Source organism: Variovorax sp. VaC1, assembly GCF_043658315.1.
In the GTDB taxonomy this organism is placed as follows: Bacteria; Pseudomonadota; Gammaproteobacteria; order Burkholderiales; family Burkholderiaceae_C; genus Variovorax.
Genome location: NZ_JBIGLT010000005.1, coordinates 516911 through 534948, shown reverse-complemented (window position 1 = coordinate 534948; position 18038 = coordinate 516911). Strand labels below are relative to the sequence as shown.

Below are 18038 nucleotides of genomic sequence, written 5' to 3'. Positions count from 1 at the left end.
TGAACGAATCGAACAGCGAAAGACACCGCCCATGATCGCGCTCAACCACACGCACGACGCCAGCGCCCGCAGCTGGGTCGAATCGGCCAACGCCGCAGGCACCGACTTTCCGATCCAGAACCTGCCCTATGCGATGTTCCGCCGCGTCGGCAGCCCCGAGCCGTTTCGCGGCGGCGTGGCCATCGGCGACCAGGTGCTCGACCTGGCGGGGCTGGCCACGAGCGCGCATGTCGACGGGCTCGCACTCGATGCGGCGCGCGCGGCCGCGCAGCCGGCGCTGAACGACTTCTTCGCGCTCGGTGCGCCCGCATGGCAGGCGCTGCGCCACGCGGTCTTCGCGCTGCTGCGAAGCGACGCACCGGCGGCCGCGGTGCACGACCTGCGCAGCCGATGCCTCGTGTCGCAGGCCGAGGTCGAATACACCGTGCCCGCGCGCATCGGCGACTACACCGACTTCTACACGTCGATCGACCATGCACTGAACATCACGCGGCTGTTCAACCCAGAAGGCGACGTGACGCCGAACTTCCGCTGGATTCCGACCGCGTACCACGGGCGCGTGTCGACCATCGGCGTGAGCGGGCAGCGCTTTCACCGGCCGATGGGGCAGACGATGGCGCCCGGCGCCAAGGCGCCCACGTACCACGCCTGCGCGCGGCTCGACTACGAGCTCGAACTCGGCGTGTGGATCGGCGAAGGCAATGCGGCCGGCGAGCCGATTCCGCTCGAACGCGCGGAGGAACACATCTTCGGCATCTGCCTGCTCAACGACTGGTCGGCGCGCGACATCCAGTTCTGGGAGATGGCGCCGCTCGGGCCCTTCCTTGCGAAGAACTTCGCGACCACGATCTCGCCGTGGATCGTGACGATGGAAGCGCTCGCGCCCTATCGCCAGGCCTGGACCCGGCCGGCCGATGAGCCCCAGCCGCTGGCCTATCTGGAGAACGCTGAAAACCGCGAGAGCGGCGCGATCGACATCCGGCTCGAAGTCTGGCTCGAAAGCGAGAAGGCGCGGCAGGACAAGAGCGGCCCTTCGCGCCTGTCGGGCACCAGCTTCAGGCACCAGTACTGGAGCGTGGCGCAGATGGTGACGCACCACACCATGGGCGGCTGCAAGCTGAACGCGGGCGACCTGTTCGGCAGCGGCACGATCTCGGGCCCGGGGCCCGGTGAAGCCGGCGCGATCATCGAGCTGACGCGCGCGGGGCAGACCCCCGTCGCGTTGGCGAACGGCGAGCAGCGCGGATTTCTGGAAGACGGCGACGCCGTGCTGTTGCGCGGCTGGTGCGAAAAACCCGGACATGCGCGCATCGGGTTCGGGGAAAGCCGGGGGACGGTGTTGGCGGCGAAGGGCTGACGCAGCCGCAAAACCACACAGGCGGTTGACGCCGCCGTAAACACTATTTACAGTCCGACTCCTTCGCGAATCTGTCCACACAGATTCGACACCCATTCACCCACACCTGCCGTCTTCATCGTGAACCCCACGCCGGTCATCGCCATCGCCCACAACGCCTGCCCCACATCGGGCAGAGCGTTCGCGCGCGGCGCGGCCTATCAGGGCGCGATCAATCAGCAGGACCATCACGCCATACCGGGCGGAGGCGGCGCGTAGCGCGCACACCTCTTCGACTCTCTTTCTTCAGAGGCCCGGCAACCTAATGGTTCCGGGCCTCTTTTCATTTTTCGTCACCATCATTCATCACCACAGGGAGAAAACAACCATGCGCAAACTTGCCACCGTCCGCACTGTCGACACCATCCGCCCGATCCCCGGCGCCGATGCGATCGAATGCGCGGTTGTCGAAGGCTGGACCGTCGTCATCAAGAAGGGCGAGTTCGCCGTCGGCGACCGGGGCCTCTTCTTCGAGATCGACGCATTCCTGCCGCTCGACGATCCACGCTTCGCCTTTCTGGAGAAGTCCGCGATCACCTGGAACGAGCGACGCGGCATGCGGCTTCGCACGATGAAGCTGCGCGGCCAGATCTCGCAAGGACTGATCCTGCCGCTGTCGCAGTTCGCCGAGATCGACGCGCTGGCACTGGCCGATCCGGCGCTGCGTCAACGTGATTGGGCCGCGCTTTTCGGCGTCGAGAAATGGGAGCCCGTGATCCCCGCCTGCCTGTCGGGCGAGGTGGAAGGCGCATTCCCGTCCTTCATCGCCAAGACCGACCAGGAACGGATCCAGAACCTGCCCGAGGTTCTTGCCGCCGATGGCGGGCACGCGTTCGAAGTCACGGTCAAGCTCGATGGATCGAGCATGACCGTGTTCCACAACGCAGGCGCGCTCGGGGTCTGCGGCCGCAACTGGCAGCTTCGCGAAACGGCCGGCAACAGCCTGTGGCGCGTGGCGCGGCAAGACCGCCTGCTCGAAGCCTTGGCGACGCTGGGTCGCAACGTGGCGCTGCAGGGCGAGATCATTGGCGAGGGCATCCAGGGCAACCCGGAAAAGCTGCGCGGCCAGGCGTTCCACGTCTTCGACGTGTTCGACATCGACCGGAGCCGCTACTGCGGCATGGAAGAGCGCAGTGCCCTCCTCGACCTCCTGCGCGAGCTGGGCGCAACGGTTCGCACCGTTCCGCTGCTCGAAGTGACCACGCTTGATCGCTTCGGCGGATCGATGGCCGAGGTGCTGGCGTTCGCCGAGGGGCCGTCGCTCAACCCGGCCTGCGCCCGCGAAGGCCTGGTGTTCAAGCGGCTGGACGGCGGGTTGTCTTTCAAGGCGATCTCGAACAGCTACCTGCTGAAGCATTCGGACCGTTGAGCCATGCGCCATGGGCGTGCAAGGCGCCCAAAGAAAAAGGCCACCGGTGAGGTGGCCTTTTTCATGCGATTTGGAGCGGGAAAAGAGTCTCGAACTCTCGACCTCAACCTTGGCAAGGTTGCGCTCTACCAACTGAGCTATTCCCGCGTGACAAGCCTCGAATTATAGGGGAATTTTTGGCTCATTTTTCCGACCCCGCACATCAAAGGCGTTTTGTGGCGATGTCCTGCCCGTCTTGAGGGCACGTGGGCTCGATCTTGCCCTCTGGAAATCAGGCGCCGAACACCAGCGAACGATGCACCGCCACGCCCGCGAGCACGCCGTCGGAAGACGCGCGCGTGGCGTTCTGGAACGGCATCGCGATGTCGCCCGCGGCGTACACGCCCGGCACCGTGGTCGCCTTGAACGCATCGGTGCGGACCATCGGGCCGAAGGGGCCGTCGTCGATTGCGCAACCGAGCTGCTCCGCGAGCGGGCTGCCCATGCGCGGCTGCGGCGCCACATACAGCGCGTCGATGGGCAGCAGCCGGCCGTCGTCGATGCGCACACCCGCAAGATCGGGCGCCGAACCTTCGAGACCGACCACGCGCCCCGGCTCGATGGTCACGCCGCGCGACTGCAGCTTCTGGCGCGTCTCGCCGTCGATTGCATCGGCGTTGCCATTCAGGAAGAGCGTGGTCGGCCCCCATTCGGCGATGAGCAGCGCATGGTCGGGCGGCATCGGGGCGGCGAAGAGCACGCCCAGTCGCCGGTCGCTGAACTCGTAGCCGTGGCAATAGGGACAGTGCAGCACGCTCGTGCCCCAGCGCTCGCGCACACCGTCGATGTCGGGCAGGCCGTCCTGCACGCCGAAGGCCAGCAACAGGCGGTCGGCCGACAGCGGCGCGTCGCGGCCCTGCAGCGACACCGTGAAGCCGCCCGCGGCGTCGGCCTTCGCGGCAACGACGCTGCCCTCGACGAAAGTGACGGACGGATAGGCCAGCACCTTGGCGCGCGCCTGGGCAATCATCTGCAGCGGCGGCACGCCGTCCTGCCCGAAGAAGCCGTGCGACTGCGCGGTGAAGCGGTTGCGCGGCGCGCCGGCGTCCACCACGCACACCTTCTTGCGCGCGCGGGCGAGTTGCATCGCAGCGGAAAGGCCGGCAAAGCTGCCGCCCACGACAAGAGCGTCATAGCGCATGTTCAATGTCCTTCAAGGTGAGGCCGCCGCCCGTCATGCGGCGATGAAAGTCTTTGGAAAGATCGGCCAGCGTGATGCTGTTGAAGCGCTTGAGCAGCAGGGCCTCGGCCTCGTCGCAGACGCCGTCGAGCGCCGCGTTCACGGCCTGCTCGACCACACACCCCGGGTTTTCGGTGCGGTTGCCCATGGCCAGCAGCGCAGGCGCGCCGACCGCGTTGTGGATGTCGCCCAGCGTCACGCGGGACAAGGTGCACGACAGCACCCAGCCGCCGCCGTGGCCCTTGGCCGAACTCACGAACCCGGCCTGCCGCAGGCCGGCCATGACCCGGCGCACGACGACGGGGTTCGTGTGCATTGCCTTGGCCAGTGTTTCGGAAGTGACGGGGCCATCCATCTCGGCCATGTGCAGCAGCACGTGGAGAACGGCTGAAAGCTTGCTGTCTCGTTTCATGCAACATTATGAGTTGCGTGTGTTTGACATGGCGACTCGCGGGGTTTTTCCGCTTCCGCCTCAAGTCGCCCCGCTGCTACGAGAATCCATCCGGTCGCCCGTCACTCAACGCCATGACATCTGCCCCCGCCACCCTGCTCGACGCTGCCCTGCGCGGCGTCCTGCTGGCATTGCTTTTCGTGCTCGCCGTGGTGCTGGCGCGCGACCGCCCGCGCCTGCCGGCCGCGCGTGCGGGCGTGGCGCTGACCTTGGGCCTGGGCATCCAGGTCATCGGTGCCACGCCGTTGTTCGAGGCGCTGGTGCCGCGCCTCTGGCAGGCGCCGCTGGTCGCCGTCTCGGTCGGCAATGCGGTGCTGTTCTGGGTGTTCGTGCAGGCGCTGTTCGACGACGACTTCGTGCTGCGCCCCCGGCACGTGATCGCGTGGCTCGCGGTCGCGGCGCTGGCGGCGCTCAATTGCGCGGTCGTGGCCGGCAGCGCCTCGGTGCTGGCGCCGGTCACGATGGGCCTGCAGCGCGCGGTGCCGCTGGTGTTTGCGGTGCTCGCCGCGATGGCCGCGGCGGCGCAGTGGCGCGCCGACCTGGTGGAGGGGCGCCGGCGGTTGCGCGTGTTCATCGTGGTGACGGGCGTCGGCTACAGCATCGGGATGCTGGTCGTTCGCCTGGCATCGCCGCGCGGGCAGTTGTCACAACTCTCGGCCACGGCGGATGCGGCGATGCTGCTGCTGATCGTGGCAGTCGTCGCGTGGCGGATGCTGCGGCTGGCGGGGTCGGAGCTGTTCCCGGCTGCGCTTGGGCACGTGGCGATTCCGCTCGCCGCGCCGGACGCGCCACCGGTTCCGATCCCGATGGCCGATGAACGCATGCCGCCCGAAGAAGCTGCCACGCCCGCCGCGGCCGAGCCTTCGCCCCCACCGCATCCCGCCCCCGAACCAGCACCCACGCCAAGCCCCGACGCCGAACCCGACCCCGCCGAAGACCGCCTCGCCGAATCCCTGCAGCGCGCGATGGCCGTCGACCGCGCCTACCGCAGCGAAGACCTGAGCATCGCCAGCCTCGCCGCGCGGCTGGCGGTGCCCGAGTACCGGCTGCGGCGGCTCATCAACCAGCGCCTGGGCCATCGCAATTTCAACGCCTTCGTCAACGGCTTCCGGTTGGCCGAGGCAACGGCCGCGCTGGCCGATCCGCTCAAGCGCGAACTGCCCGTCCTGACCATCGCGCTGACGGCGGGCTTCCAGTCCATCGGCCCGTTCAACCGCGCCTTCAAGACCGCCACCGGCCTCACGCCCACCGAATTCCGCAGGCAAAAGCTGGCCGAATCCTGAAATCGGCCAGCCGAAAACCGCGTTTGCGGCTTTCGGCAAGACGTGGCGGACACGCCGCGGCATCGTCCGTGTCGCCGGGGGCATGGGCCTTCGATGACAAGGAGTTCGATCCGCCATGCGACGCTTTTCTTTTCTCTTCTTCTGGCCCGTGGTGCTGCTGCTGGCCTTTCTTTCGGGCCCGGCGCGGGCGGCGATGGGGCTGGCGGAAATTCCCGCGACCGCTGCCGACGGCCCGGTCACGGTCTTCTACCCATCGAGCGACGCGGCGCAGCCGACCCGGCGCGCGCGCTTCATGCTGGACGTGGCGGTGCAGGGCACGCCCGTTCGCGGCAACGGCCGGCTGGTCGTGGTCTCGCACGGTTCGGGCGGCGCGCCGTGGGTGCATGCCGACCTGGCACGCAGCCTGGTCGATGCCGGCTTCATCGTCGCCATGCCCGAGCACCGCGCCGACAACTACAAGGACGACAGCGACCCCGGCCCCGACAGCTGGACGATGCGGCCGGCCGAGGTATCGCGCGCCATCGATGCGGTGGGGCGCGATGCGCGCTTCGCGCCGCTGCTCCAGCTCGAGAAGGTCGGCATGTACGGCATGTCGGCCGGCGGCCACACGGCGTTGAGCCTGGCCGGTGGACGCTGGTCGCCCGCCGCGTTCAAGCAGCACTGCGAAGAGGATCTGGAGGCGGACTTTCAATCCTGCGTCGGCCTCATCACGCGGCTGACGGGCGGCATGCTCGACGGCATCAAGAAATGGGGCGCGCTGCTCGTGATCGGCCACCGCTTCCAGGACGCCACGCCACGCGAACACGACGACCCGCGCATCGCGGCCATCGTGGCGGGCGTGCCCGCTGCGGCGGATTTCGACATGGCCTCGCTGGCCGCACCGCGCGTGCCGCTGGGCCTGATCACCGCGCGGCAAGACCGCTGGCTGATCCCGCGCTTTCACAGCGACCGCGTGCTCGCGGCCTGCCTGCCGCGCTGCGAGCTGATCGCCGACATGCCGACGGGCGGGCATGGCGCGTTGCTGTCGCCACCGCCACCCGGGCTCACGGGGCTGATCGGCGACATGCTCAATGACCAGCCGGGCTTCGACCGTGCCAGCGTGCTGCCGGAGGTGAATCGCAAGACCACCGCGTTCTTCAGCGCGCACCTGCTGCCCTGAGCCGGAAAAGGCGCGGAACGAACGCGCGAGCCCGCGTTCCGGACGACGGACCTGTCCCACACGCGTGGACGACAGTCGCGCACACGGCGACATGCGCCGAACCCCTCAGGGTGAGACCCGAACTGGCCCCAAGCCGGTTCGTTGATCAGTGACCATTCAACGAAAGGAACCGTCACACATGAAGCAACAACACATTGCATCGATCGTCTCCAGCGCCTTGCTCGCAGGCCTTCTGGCCATGAGCGGCGCCGCCCAGGCGCAGAACGCCAGCGTGGGCGTCGGCGTGAACGCCGATGTCAACGCATCGGGTGCCGTCAAGGCCGCACCAGCCCAAGGCAACGCAGGCGCGGGTGCCGGGGCAGCCGCGGGCGCATCCACCCATACCAATGGCGGCGCGGGCAACGCGGCGAGCGGGCTCGGCGGCACAGTGGGCGGCGTGGTCGGCGGCGCAACAGGTGCCGTGGGCAATGCCACCAACACCGTCAGCGGGGCCACCGGGGCCGTCAACGGCGCAACGGGTGCCGTGGGTGGCGCGACCGGCGCGGCCAGCGGTCTCACGAACACCGTGGGTGGCACCCTGAACAGCGCGACCGGTGCCGTGGGCTCGGTCGGCGGCGCCGTGAAGCCAGCGGGCACCGGCGTTGGCGCCAAGGCCAAGGGCTCGAGCGCCGTGGACATCACGAAGTAATCCCCGTCGGCAAAAAAAGAAAACCCGCAGCGCTCGCGCGTTGCGGGTTTTCTGCTTTGCGTCAGGCCGTGGCCTGCAGCCTGAAGAGACTGGTGACTTCCACGTCCAGCACCATCAGCTCGCGCTGATTGAAGAGCCGCCAGCGCCACAGCAATATGCCCAGCGTGGGCCGCTTCTCGGAGCGCCGCACCTCGATGACATCGGCCACGAGCCGCAAGGCGTCGCCAGGCCGCACGGGATTCGGCCAGCGCACGTGCTCGAGCCCCGGCGATGCGAAAGATTCCGAGCCCGCGAGCGCCGCCTCGACCACGAGCCGCATCGCGATGGAACAGGTGTGCCAGCCGCTGGCGATCAAACCGCCGAAAGGGCTTTCGGCAGCGGCTTCGGGGTCGGTGTGAAACCACTGCGGGTCGTAGGCCCGCGCGAATTGCAGCAGCTCGGCTTCGGTGAGCACGTAGGGGCCGGCCTCGATGACCTGGCCCGCGTGGAAGTCGGCGAACTTCATCCGCCGCAGCTTAGTACGTTTCGAGGTGCAGGCGGCCTTCGCGTTTGAGAGCTGCGCCCACGGTGTCCCAATCGAGCCCCGCATCCTTCGCCACATCGCGCAGCGCAAGCACCACGCCTTCTTCCATGCTCTTGAGGCCGCACACATAGAAGTGGCTGCTGCCGTCTTTCAGCAAGGCGGCCAGGTCGGCGGCGCGCTCGCGCATGAGGTCCTGCACATAGCGCTTGGGTTGGCCCGGCGTGCGCGAGAAGGCAAGGTTGATGTCGATGAAGTCTTTCGGCAACGACTGCAGCGGGCCGAAGTACGGCAGCTCCTGCTGCGTGCGCGCGCCGAAGAACAGCATCAGCTTGCCGCCTTCGAACTTGCCGCTCTTGCGCAGGCGGCGACGCCATTCGGTCATCGCGCGCATGGGGGCGCTGCCGGTGCCGGTGCAGATCATCACGATGTGCGACTTGGGGTGGTTCGGCATCAGGAAGGAGGCACCGAAGGGCCCCACCACCTGCACCGTGTCGCCCACCTTCAGGTCGCAGACGTAGTTGGAGCACACGCCGCGCACCGGGTCGCCCTCGTGGTCCTCGGTCACGCGCTTCACGGTGAGCGAGACGTTGTTGTAGCCGGGCCGCTCGCCGTTGCGCGGGCTGGCCACCGAGTACTGGCGTGCATGGTGGCGCTTGCCGATGGCGTCGACGCCCGGCGGCACGATGCCGATGGACTGGCCTTCGAGCACCGGGAACGGCACCACGCCGAAGTCGAGCACGATGTGGTGCGTCTCGCTGTCGAAGCCAGCCTCGGTGCAATTGAAATTGCCGACCACGGTGGCGGTCGTCGGGGTCTTCGGCGGAAAGAGATTGGTGTACGCGTGCGCGGCCGACCACGGCGGCACGGTGGCGCCGTACTGCGCGGAATTGAAGAAGACGGCTTCGGCGGGCTCGATGGCCGCCTGGGCTTGCGCCTGCGTCAGTGCGGGCGCGGCCGCTGCCGGGTCGCCGGCCGCCGCGGCGGAAACGCCCGCGGCTTCGAGCTGTTCGGGCGTCAGCTCGGCGGGCAGTTCGTCCCAGGTGAGCTGTTCTTCGATGGTGTACGCACGCACCAGCGGCATGGTGCGCCAGTTGTCGATCGAGCCTGTCGGGCACGGCGAGATGCAGGCCATGCAGCCGTTGCAGATGTCGGCACGCACAACATAGTTGTTGTCATCGTGCGTGATCGCGTTGACGGGGCAGGTGGCCTCGCAGGTGTTGCAGCGGATGCAGATCTCGGGGTCGATCAGGTGCTGCTTGATGACTCCGGCTTCAACGGCCATGTCCATGTTGTTCTCCTAGAGCCCTCCCCCTCTGGGGGAGGGTTGGGTGGGGGCAAGCGGCGCTTGTCGTGGTCACGCTGCGGTGCCCCCATCCCTGCCTTCCCCCAGAGGGGGAAGGAGCAATACCTCGATACCCATCAACCGAAACGCACGTACTCGAAATCGACCGGCTGGCGGTTGATGCCCATCACCGGCGGCGAGATCCAGCCGGCGAACTTGCCCGGCTCCACCACGCGGCCCATCAACGATGCCACGAAAGCGAAGTCTTCGGCGCTCGGCAGCCATTCGTCGCGCTTGGCGGCCCATTCGACCTCGTTCACCACGCGGCCTTCGGGCGACATCTTGATGCCGGCGAGCGCGCCGATCTGGCGGTTGAAGGCCTTGTGCGGCACGACCAGGCGGGTCGGGATGCCGGCCTTTTCCAGCACCTTGTTCCAGCGGCCGACGCCGGCCACCGAGTCCTTGATGAAGTCGTCGCGCAGCACTTCGTTCAGCGCGTTGAGCATCGGCACGTCTTTTTCGACGAGCTGGCCGTCCTTCACCTCGAGCACCTTGTAGGTCTGGCCCTTGAGGATGTGGTCGTCGGTGCGCTTGCCTTCTTCATAGCGGCCCTTCAGGCCCGAGCTGTAGAAGATGGCGGCGTTGCTCGACTGGTCGGCACCGAACAGGTCGATGGTCACGCTGTAGTGGAAGTTCAGGTAGCGCTGGATCGTGCCCAGGTCGATGCAGCCCGCCGCGCGGATCTTCTGCACGTCGTCGGTCTTCAGCTCGTTCATGACCTGCGCGGTGCGCGCGATGACGCGCGACACACCGCTCTCGCCCACGAACATGTGGTGCGCCTCTTCGGTCAGCATGAACTTCGTCGTGCGCGCCAGCGGATCGAACGCGCTCTCGGCCAGCGCCGAGAGCTGGAACTTGCCGTCGCGATCGGTGAAGTACGTGAACATGAAAAACGCGAGCCAGTCGGGCGTGCGTTCGTTGAAAGCGCCCAGGATGCGCGGGTTGTTCTCGTCGCCCGAGGTGCGCTGCAGCAGCGCCTCGGCTTCTTCGCGGCCATCGCGGCCGAAGTGCTTGTGCAGCAGGTAGACCATCGCCCACAGGTGGCGGCCCTCTTCGACGTTGATCTGGAACAGGTTGCGCAGGTCGTACATCGACGGCGCCGTGAGGCCCAGGTGGCGCTGCTGCTCGACCGACGCGGGCTCGGTGTCGCCCTGCGTCACGATGATGCGGCGCAGGTTGGCGCGGTGCTCGCCGGGCACGTCCTGCCAGGCCTTCTCTCCCTTGTGGTCGCCGAAGTGGATCTCGCGGTTGGCATCGCCCGGGTTCAGGAAGATGCCCCAGCGGTAGTCGCGCATCTTCACGTGGCCGAACTGGGCCCAGCCCTGCGGATCGACACTCACGGCCGTGCGCAGGTACACCTCGTGGTTGATGGAGCCTTCGGGGCCCACGTCGTCCCACCAGTTGATGAAGTTGGGCTGCCAGCCTTCGAGCGCGCGCTGCAGCGTGCGGTCTTCGCCGAGGTTGACGTTGTTGGGGATCTTCTCGCTGTAGTTGATCGTGCTCATCGTTGTTCCTTGGGTTGTGCGGACTGCCAGTTCTCAGACGCGGTTCATGTCGAAGCCGGCTTTCTCGCCGGTGCCGTAGACCTTGAGCGCGCCCTTCTCGCCGACGGCGTTCGGGCGGTTGAAGATCCAGTTCTGCCAGGCGGTGAGCCGGCCGAAGATGCGGGTGGCCATGTTTTCCTTGCTGGCAAAGCGCAGGTTGGCTTCGAGGCCGGTGAGCGCGTCGGGCGACATGGCGGCACGCTCTTCAATGGCGATGCGGATCTCGTCGTCCCAGTCGATGTCGTCGGGTGCGGCAGTGACGAGGCCGAGCTTCAGGGCTTCGTCGGCGTCGAGTGGCTTGCCGGCCGCCGCGCGTGCGGCTTCGAGCGGCGCGGCTTCTTCATAGAAGCGGCGTTGCAGGCGGCTCTGGTCGTTCACCATCGGGAAGAAGCCGAAGTTGAATTCGTTGAGCGTGAGCTTCGGCGCGCGCTCGGCGTCGTCGGGCAGCGCAAGCATGTAGCTGCGATCGGCGGCAAAGGCCAGTTCGGCCAGCGTGCCGGCAAAGCACGAACCCGCTTCGACCAGCGCAAAGAGGCTGCGCGAAGAAACATCGAGGCGCGCCAGTGTGCGGCGCAGCGCGCCGATGGTTTCGCGCACCAGCCAGTGGTCTTTGTTGGCGATCATCACGGCGTCGGATGCGAGCACGGCAGCGGCATCGCCTTCGGTCTTGAGCAGCCAGGTGCCGATGTCGAGTTCGTTGGTGCGCAGGTTGAGGATCGCATCGTCGAGCTCGCGGCACATCGCGAGCGGCCACCATGCGGCGCCCGCGGCTTCGATGGCGGCGATGTCGGCCGGCTGCGTGCCGGTGGGCGCCTTCACGGTGATCGTGGCAGTGCGCTTGCTGCGGTCGATCTGCACGTTGACGTGCGAGTAGGCGATGCCGTCGGCGCTGTCAGTGCGTTCGAGGCGCGTGAGCGCCACGCCCTTGCCGCTCGCGGGTCGGTCGCTGCCGGCGGCGAGTTGCGAAGCACGGTCCTGCACGGCGGCAGCGAACTGCGCGGGCTTGGCCACGGCATCGACCAGGCGCCAGTCGACCGCGCGCTGGCCGCGAACGCCTTCGACGCTGGTGCAGAAGATGTCGGCGAGGTCGTGGCGCACGTGGCGCTTGTCGGTCACGCGGGTCAGGCCGCCGGTGCCGGGCAGCACGCCAAGCAGCGGCACTTCGGGCAGCGAGACGGCGGAGGAGCGGTCGTCCACCAGCAAGATCTCGTCGCAGGCCAGTGCCAGTTCGTAGCCGCCGCCGGCGCAGGCGCCGTTCACGGCCGCGAGGAACTTCAGGCCCGAGTGCTTCGACGAGTCTTCGATGCCGTTGCGCGTTTCGTTGGTGAACTTGCAGAAGTTGACCTTCCACGCATGGCCCGAGACGCCGAGCATGAAGATGTTGGCGCCCGAGCAGAAGATGCGATCCTTGCCGCTGGTGACGATCACGCTGCGCACTTCGGGGTGCTCGAAGCGCACGCGGTTGAGTGCGTCGTTCAGCTCGATGTCCACGCCCAGGTCGTAGCTGTTGAGCTTGAGCTTGTAGCCGGGGCGAATGCCGCCGTCTTCCGCGATGTCGAGCACGAGGCGTGCAATGGCGCCGTCGAAGCTCAGCGACCAGTGACGGTACTGGCCGGGCTCGGTGCGGTAGTCGACGCGCGGGGGCGCCTGGAGCGTGGTGGTGTCGGTCATGCGGAAGTCTCCTGTGGGGCAGTGTTCGGAAACCGTGAACAGGAAAGATAATGCACTTTCTTGCTCCGATGACATGCATCATACTGCATGCAAACAGGCAAGTCAATGCCTGTAGCGCTTTTTTTCAGATTTCGCTGGTGCTCTGGGCACGAGGGCTCGGGGTTTTGATGCGGGGTCATTCGGGGTGCGTGCACAGGACACCGGGTACTCCCCTCCGCGAATGTCCCCCGGCCTGCGGCCTCCTCCTTTATTTCGCTGCGGGGAGCACCCAGTGCCCTGTGCACAGTGGGCGCGGCTGTCGTGCTGGCCGATCAACCTGCGCTCTGAACAACGCTCACGCTGGCGGGGTGCCTTGCGCAGCGAAATAAAGGAGGAGGGGCGAAGCCCCGGGGGACATTCGCGGAGCAAGGCACCCCGTCGGCGTGAGCGCCGCCCCGAACAGCAGCACCTCAACGACAAACAGAGCAGACAGTCAGGCGCCCAACCCCATCGACTGGCGAGCCACACCGCGCAAGGCCTGGAAGCTCTGCGCCAGCGTCTTGCCGCTGGTGTCCACCGACAGATCGGCCTTTGAATAGAAGGCTGCACGGCCATTCAGGATGCGGCGCAGGTCTTCCATCGCTTCCTTGCTGGCCGCCATCGGGCGCGTGTCGCCCTGCGCGGCGACGCGGCCCATGTGCTCTTCGGGCGCTGCCTGCAGCCACACGGTAGTGCAGTGCGCGAGCAGTTCGTTGAAGGTGGCCGGGTCGGAGACGATGCCGCCCGGCGTGGCGATCACCACCTCGCTGTAGATCTGCACGGCCTCTTCGAGCGCGCGGCGCTCGTAGCGGCGGTAGGCATTGGTGCCGTACAGGTCGTGAATCTCGCGAACGCTGCAGCCGGCGAGCTTTTCGATCTCGCGGCTCAGTTCGATGAAGGGAATCTCCAGGTCTTCGGCCAGCATCTGCCCCAGCGTCGACTTGCCCGCACCGCGCAACCCCACGAGCGCGATGCGGCGGTGCCGCGCCGGATCGACCGAGGCCGTGCCCAACAGTTCGCCGAGCGCCACGCGCACGCGGCGCAGGTCGGTTTCGCTGCGGTTCTCGAGCAGCTCGCGGATCAGCAGCCACTCGGGCGAACTGGTCGTGACGTCGCCCACCAGCTCGGCCAGCGAGCAATGCAGCGCGCCGGCCACCTGCTGCAGCACCAGGATCGAGGCATTGCCGATGCCGTATTCGAGGTTAGCCAGGTGACGCTCCGACACGTCGGCCGCAATGGCCACCGCCTTGCGCGTGAGGCCGCGCTGCGCGCGCAGGTTGCGCACGCGATCGCCCAGCGCCGCGAGCAGCGGGTTCCTGGCCTCCCCGGCCGGTGCGGTGGCGCCGGCGTTGCCGCCATTGCCGTCTTCTGGCGCGGTGGCCAGCACCGCTACATGCTCATTCATGCAATTCCTCGTTCTTCGCCGGGATTGTGCGCGCTCAGGGTAAACACCATAGATGCACTATATTGCTTGACACTGATTGTCTCGCTGCTTATTGTTCGGCCACAAGCAAGATACTGCACGCGCAGCGATCCTGCAAGGTAGTTCATAAGTTCATGGCCCGCCACAGGGCCCTGGATGTTCGCCCAGCCAGCCTCCACCAAGAAGCCCGCCACGATGTCCGACAGCAGCAGCAGCCCCACCGCCACCACGAACGGCAAGCCCGCATTTCACCAGTTGATTGCCGGCCTGACCGCCGAGATCGCCGGCAAGTCGCTGGACGCCGCGCTCGACCAGTGGCTCAACGCCACGCACGGCGCGGGCAGTGCGCGCTTCGAGCAGCTGCGCCAGGCCTGCATCGGCGGCGTGGCCGAAGGCTGGCTGTGCGACCGCGAAGGCGGCGGCATCAAGTACGGCCGGGTCTTCAAGGCCGAAGACGCGCTGCACCGTTTCTCGGTCGACGTGGTCGACATGCAGGACATCGCGGGCCCGCACCACACCCATCCGAACGGCGAGATCGATCTGATCATGCCGCTCGACGACAGCGCCGCCACCTTCGACGGCCGCCCTGCGGGCTGGTGCGTCTACGGCCCCGGCACCGCGCATCGCCCGACCGTGGCGCACGGCCGCGCGCTCGTTCTCTATCTCCTGCCCGAAGGGCAGATCAAGTTCACCCCATGACCGAGCTTCTTTCCAATTACGTCGCCGGCCGCTGGCAAAGCGGATCGGGCGCCGGCACGCCCTTGTTCGACCCGGTGCTCGGCACCGAACTCGTTCGCGTCGACGCCACCGGCCTCGACCTGCCCGCCGCCTTCGCCTTTGCGCGCGAACAGGGCGGCAATGCGCTGCGCGCCCTCACCTACCGCCAACGCGCCGGCCTGCTCGGCGCGATCGTCAAAGTGCTGCAGGCCAACCGCGATGCGTACTACGAGATCGCCACGGCCAACTCCGGCACGGTGAAGAACGACTCGGCCGTCGACATCGACGGCGCGATCTTCACGCTCGGCCAGTACGCCAAGTGGGGCGATGCGCTCGGCGACGTGCGTGCGCTGCGCGATGGCGACGCGGTCAAGCTCGGCAAGGAACCGGTGTTCCAGTCGCAGCACCTGCAGGTGCCGACGCACGGCGTCGCGCTCTTCATCAACGCCTTCAACTTCCCTTCGTGGGGCCTGTGGGAAAAGGCCGCGCCGGCGCTGCTGTCGGGCGTGCCTGTGATCGTGAAACCCGCCACGGCCACCGCGTGGCTCACGCAGCGCATGGTCAAGGACGTGGTCGATGCGGGCGTGCTGCCTGCCGGCGCGCTCTCGGTCATCTGCGGCAGTTCGGCCGGATTGATGGATGCGTTGCAGCCCTTCGACGTGGTCTCGTTCACCGGCTCGGCCGAAACGGCCGCGGTGATCCGCTCGCACCCTGCCGTGGCCCGGCATTCGGTGCGCGCGAACATCGAGGCCGACAGCCTCAACAGCGCCCTGCTGCTGCCCGGTGCCGCGCCCGGCAGCGACGCCTTCAACCTGCTCGTGCGCGAAGTGGTGCGCGAGATGACGGTGAAGTCGGGCCAGAAGTGCACCGCCATCCGCCGCATCCTGGTGCCGGCCGAGGTGTACGACGCGGCCGCCGAAGCCATCGGCGCCAAGCTCGCGGGCGTCACCGTCGGCAACCCGCGCAACGAGAGCGTGCGCATGGGTTCGCTGGTGAGCCGCGCGCAACTGAACGCAGTGCGCGAAGGGCTCGACGCGCTGGCTGCGCAAACCACCGTGCTGCACGACAGCCGCAACAAGCCGCTGGTCGATGCCGACCCGGCCATCGCCGCCTGCATCGGCCCGGTGCTGCTGGGCGCGCGCGATGCCGATGCGGCGCAGCGCGTGCACGACGTGGAAGTGTTCGGCCCCGTCGCCGCGCTGCTGCCGTACCGCGATCTCGCGCACGGCATTGCGCTAGCGCATCGCGGCCAGGGTTCGCTCGTGACCTCTCTCTATGGCAGCGACGACGCGGCGCTGGCCCAGGCCGCGCTGGCCGTCGCGCCAAGCCACGGCCGCGTGCACGTGATCTCGCCCGAAGTGGCACAGGCCCACACCGGCCACGGCAACGTGATGCCGATGTCGATGCATGGCGGCCCCGGCCGCGCAGGCGGCGGCGCCGAACTCGGCGGCCTGCGCGCGCTGGACTTCTATCACCGCCGCAGCGCCGTGCAGGCGAGCCCCGGCGTGCTCGCCGCGCTCGGCCTCTAGAACGAACGAAGACACGGCCGAAGGAGACAAGAACCATGACCCTGCCCGCACGATTCAACTTCGCCGAACACCTGTTCGCCCTCAACCGTGGCCGCGCCGAACGCACCGCCTACATCGACGATCGCGGCACGCTGGGCTACGGCCAGCTCGAAGACCGCGCGCGCCGCCTCGCCGCCGCGCTGAAGGCGGCCGGCGTGCGCCGCGAAGAACGCGTGCTGCTGCTGATGCTCGACAGCAGCGACTGGCCGGTGAGCTTTCTCGGCTGCCTCTACGCCGGCATCGTGCCGGTGGCCGTCAACACGCTGCTCACGCCCGACGACTACGCCTACATGCTCGACCACAGCCGCGCGCAGGCCGTGCTGGTGTCGGGCGCGCTGCTGCCGACGCTGCAGGACGCGATGGCGCGCGGCGGCCATGAAGTGCACACGCTGATCGTGTCGCAACCCACCGGCCCGCTGCCCGAGGGCGCCAAGGAGTTCGAGGCCGCGCTCGCCGCCGCCGAGCCGCTGGCCGCGCCCGTCACCACGGCATCGGACGACCCGGGCTTCTGGCTGTATTCCTCCGGCTCCACCGGCAAGCCCAAGGGCACCGTGCACACGCACGCCAACCTGTGGTGGACGGCCGAGCTGTACGGCAAGCCGGTGCTGGCGCTGACCGAAGACGACGTGTGCTTCTCGGCCGCCAAGATGTACTTCGCGTATGGCCTGGGCAATGCGCTGACCTTTCCGCTGTCGGTCGGCGCTACGGTCGTGCTGATGGCCGAGCGGCCCACGCCCGACGCCACCTTCCGCCGCTGGACCGAACACAAGCCCACCGTCTTCTTCGGTGCGCCCACGGGCTTCGCGGGCATGCTCGCATCGCCGAAGCTGCCGGCACGCGATGCGGTGGCGCTGCGCATGTGCTCGTCGGCCGGCGAGGCGCTGCCCGGCGAGATCGCGCAACGCTTCAAGGCTCAGTTCGGCTGCGAGATCATCGATGGCATCGGCTCGACCGAGATGCTGCACATCTTCATTTCCAACCGGCCCGGCGACATTCGCTACGGCACCACCGGCAAGCCGGTGGACGGCTACGAGGTCGAGCTGCGCGGCGAAGACGGCCGCCCGGTGCCCGATGGCGAAGTGGGCGACCTCTACATCCGCGGCCCCAGCTCGGCGCTGATGTACTGGACCAACCGCGAAAAGTCGCGCGAGACCTTCCAGGGCGGCTGGACCAAGAGCGGCGACAAGTACACGCGCGACGCCGACGGCTACTTCACCTATGCGGGCCGCAGCGACGACATGCTGAAGGTCAGCGGCATTTATGTCTCGCCGTTCGAGGTCGAGGCCACGCTGATGCAGCACCCGGCCGTGCTCGAAGCCGCGGTGATCGGCAAGGAAGACGGCGAGGGCCTGACGAAGACCAAGGCGTTCGTGGTGTTGAAGGACGGCGGCGTAGTGACGGAGGAAGAGCTGAAGGCCTTCGTGAAGGAACGCCTGGCGCCGTACAAGTACCCGCGGTTCCTGGAGTTCGTGGCGGAGCTGCCGAAGACGGCGACGGGGAAGATCCAGCGGTTCAGGTTGCGCGAACGGGAGAAGCAGGCATGAGGTTCCCGTCTTTCTCCCTCCCCCTCTGGGGGAGGGTCGGGGTGGGGGCATCGGCCTTCGCACACGCACAGCCTTTTCAAGCGCCGCTTGCCCCCATCCCAGCCTTCCCCCAAAGGGGGAAGG

15 protein-coding genes and 1 tRNA gene are annotated in these 18038 nt (G+C 67.7%); 8 read left to right on the top strand and 8 right to left on the bottom strand.

The genetic code is table 11. From position 1 onward, the window contains the following. Positions 1 to 31 precede the first annotated feature (31 nt). A complete protein-coding gene (fahA, locus tag ACGLHS_RS22535; RefSeq protein WP_394483365.1) occupies positions 32 to 1357 on the top strand; it encodes a fumarylacetoacetase in 1326 nt (441 codons plus the stop codon). Positions 1358 to 1724: 367 nt separating this feature from the next. Continuing rightward, on the top strand, positions 1725 to 2765 hold the full coding sequence (locus tag ACGLHS_RS22530; protein ID WP_394483363.1) for an RNA ligase (ATP): 1041 nt from the start codon (positions 1725 to 1727) through the stop codon (positions 2763 to 2765). Positions 2766 to 2836: 71 nt separating this feature from the next. Here ACGLHS_RS22530 and ACGLHS_RS22525 read toward each other — a convergent pair. From ACGLHS_RS22525 to ACGLHS_RS22515, 3 genes are all read right to left on the bottom strand, one after another. Next, positions 2837 to 2912, bottom strand: a tRNA-Gly gene (locus ACGLHS_RS22525). Between the two features lie 124 nt (positions 2913 to 3036). Next, a complete protein-coding gene (locus ACGLHS_RS22520; RefSeq protein ID WP_394483361.1) occupies positions 3037 to 3945 on the bottom strand; it encodes an NAD(P)/FAD-dependent oxidoreductase in 909 nt (302 codons plus the stop codon). After that, complete coding sequence (locus tag ACGLHS_RS22515; protein WP_394483359.1) at positions 3935 to 4396, bottom strand: RrF2 family transcriptional regulator; 462 nt, start codon at positions 4394 to 4396, stop codon at positions 3935 to 3937. Before ACGLHS_RS22515 ends, ACGLHS_RS22520 begins: the two co-directional genes overlap by 11 nt. Positions 4397 to 4509: 113 nt before the next feature. Here ACGLHS_RS22515 and ACGLHS_RS22510 point away from each other — a divergent pair, with 113 nt between their 5' ends. The 3 genes from ACGLHS_RS22510 to ACGLHS_RS22500 all read left to right on the top strand — a co-directional run bounded on the left by ACGLHS_RS22510 (position 4510) and on the right by ACGLHS_RS22500 (position 7565). Beyond that, complete coding sequence (locus ACGLHS_RS22510) at positions 4510 to 5718, top strand: helix-turn-helix domain-containing protein (protein ID WP_394483357.1); 1209 nt, start codon at positions 4510 to 4512, stop codon at positions 5716 to 5718. 115 nt (positions 5719 to 5833) lie between these two features. Continuing rightward, positions 5834 to 6877 carry an alpha/beta hydrolase family protein gene (locus ACGLHS_RS22505; RefSeq protein ID WP_394483355.1) on the top strand — a complete coding sequence of 348 codons (1044 nt, stop codon included), beginning with the start codon at positions 5834 to 5836 and terminating at the stop codon, positions 6875 to 6877. 178 nt (positions 6878 to 7055) lie between these two features. Then, positions 7056 to 7565, top strand: coding sequence for an adhesin (locus ACGLHS_RS22500; protein ID WP_394483353.1), 510 nt, complete (start codon positions 7056 to 7058; stop codon positions 7563 to 7565). 61 nt (positions 7566 to 7626) lie between these two features. On the opposite strand, the gene ACGLHS_RS22495 is transcribed toward ACGLHS_RS22500, so the two are convergent. The 5 genes from ACGLHS_RS22495 to ACGLHS_RS22475 form a co-directional block, all read right to left on the bottom strand. Further along, positions 7627 to 8070: a MaoC family dehydratase gene (locus tag ACGLHS_RS22495; RefSeq protein ID WP_394483351.1), complete on the bottom strand. Its 444-nt coding sequence runs from the start codon at positions 8068 to 8070 to the stop codon at positions 7627 to 7629. A gap of 10 nt (positions 8071 to 8080) precedes the next feature. Continuing rightward, the gene (gene boxA, locus ACGLHS_RS22490) at positions 8081 to 9376 is read right to left on the bottom strand and encodes a benzoyl-CoA 2,3-epoxidase subunit BoxA (protein WP_394483349.1); all 1296 of its coding nucleotides are present in this window, start codon (positions 9374 to 9376) and stop codon (positions 8081 to 8083) included. Positions 9377 to 9507: 131 nt separating this feature from the next. Continuing rightward, positions 9508 to 10935 carry a benzoyl-CoA 2,3-epoxidase subunit BoxB gene (gene boxB, locus ACGLHS_RS22485; RefSeq protein ID WP_093242023.1) on the bottom strand — a complete coding sequence of 476 codons (1428 nt, stop codon included), beginning with the start codon at positions 10933 to 10935 and terminating at the stop codon, positions 9508 to 9510. Positions 10936 to 10968: 33 nt separating this feature from the next. Then, a complete protein-coding gene (boxC, locus tag ACGLHS_RS22480) occupies positions 10969 to 12645 on the bottom strand; it encodes a 2,3-epoxybenzoyl-CoA dihydrolase (RefSeq protein WP_394483347.1) in 1677 nt (558 codons plus the stop codon). Between the two features lie 472 nt (positions 12646 to 13117). Next, positions 13118 to 14068, bottom strand: a complete 951-nt coding sequence (locus ACGLHS_RS22475) for a helix-turn-helix transcriptional regulator (RefSeq protein ID WP_394483345.1) — start codon at positions 14066 to 14068, stop codon at positions 13118 to 13120. Positions 14069 to 14281: 213 nt separating this feature from the next. On the opposite strand from ACGLHS_RS22475, the gene ACGLHS_RS22470 reads away from it, so the two are divergent. From ACGLHS_RS22470 to ACGLHS_RS22460, 3 genes are read left to right on the top strand one after another with little or no spacing between them, the layout of a single operon-like run. After that, positions 14282 to 14785 carry a DUF4863 family protein gene (locus ACGLHS_RS22470; protein ID WP_394483343.1) on the top strand — a complete coding sequence of 168 codons (504 nt, stop codon included), beginning with the start codon at positions 14282 to 14284 and terminating at the stop codon, positions 14783 to 14785. After that, positions 14782 to 16332, top strand: a complete 1551-nt coding sequence (locus tag ACGLHS_RS22465) for a 3,4-dehydroadipyl-CoA semialdehyde dehydrogenase (RefSeq protein WP_394483341.1) — start codon at positions 14782 to 14784, stop codon at positions 16330 to 16332. Before ACGLHS_RS22470 ends, ACGLHS_RS22465 begins: the two co-directional genes overlap by 4 nt. A gap of 35 nt (positions 16333 to 16367) precedes the next feature. Continuing rightward, positions 16368 to 17915, top strand: a complete 1548-nt coding sequence (locus ACGLHS_RS22460) for a benzoate-CoA ligase family protein (RefSeq protein ID WP_394483339.1) — start codon at positions 16368 to 16370, stop codon at positions 17913 to 17915. The last annotated feature ends 123 nt before the right edge of the window (positions 17916 to 18038 follow it).

Bases quoted from the DNA above. Each gene is read 5' to 3' on its own strand.
- boxB (WP_093242023.1), bottom strand. From the start codon at position 10,935: ATGAGCACGATCAACTACAGCGAGAAGATCCCCAACAACGTCAACCTC.
- ACGLHS_RS22465 (WP_394483341.1), top strand. From the start codon at position 14,782: ATGACCGAGCTTCTTTCCAATTACGTCGCCGGCCGCTGGCAAAGCGGA.
- ACGLHS_RS22530 (WP_394483363.1), top strand. From the start codon at position 1,725: ATGCGCAAACTTGCCACCGTCCGCACTGTCGACACCATCCGCCCGATC.
- ACGLHS_RS22475 (WP_394483345.1), bottom strand. From the start codon at position 14,068: ATGAATGAGCATGTAGCGGTGCTGGCCACCGCGCCAGAAGACGGCAAT.
- boxA (WP_394483349.1), bottom strand. From the start codon at position 9,376: ATGGACATGGCCGTTGAAGCCGGAGTCATCAAGCAGCACCTGATCGAC.
- ACGLHS_RS22460 (WP_394483339.1), top strand. From the start codon at position 16,368: ATGACCCTGCCCGCACGATTCAACTTCGCCGAACACCTGTTCGCCCTC.
- ACGLHS_RS22470 (WP_394483343.1), top strand. From the start codon at position 14,282: ATGTCCGACAGCAGCAGCAGCCCCACCGCCACCACGAACGGCAAGCCC.
- ACGLHS_RS22520 (WP_394483361.1), bottom strand. From the start codon at position 3,945: ATGCGCTATGACGCTCTTGTCGTGGGCGGCAGCTTTGCCGGCCTTTCC.
- ACGLHS_RS22495 (WP_394483351.1), bottom strand. From the start codon at position 8,070: ATGAAGTTCGCCGACTTCCACGCGGGCCAGGTCATCGAGGCCGGCCCC.
- ACGLHS_RS22510 (WP_394483357.1), top strand. From the start codon at position 4,510: ATGACATCTGCCCCCGCCACCCTGCTCGACGCTGCCCTGCGCGGCGTC.
- ACGLHS_RS22505 (WP_394483355.1), top strand. From the start codon at position 5,834: ATGCGACGCTTTTCTTTTCTCTTCTTCTGGCCCGTGGTGCTGCTGCTG.
- fahA (WP_394483365.1), top strand. From the start codon at position 32: ATGATCGCGCTCAACCACACGCACGACGCCAGCGCCCGCAGCTGGGTC.
- boxC (WP_394483347.1), bottom strand. From the start codon at position 12,645: ATGACCGACACCACCACGCTCCAGGCGCCCCCGCGCGTCGACTACCGC.
- ACGLHS_RS22515 (WP_394483359.1), bottom strand. From the start codon at position 4,396: ATGAAACGAGACAGCAAGCTTTCAGCCGTTCTCCACGTGCTGCTGCAC.
- ACGLHS_RS22500 (WP_394483353.1), top strand. From the start codon at position 7,056: ATGAAGCAACAACACATTGCATCGATCGTCTCCAGCGCCTTGCTCGCA.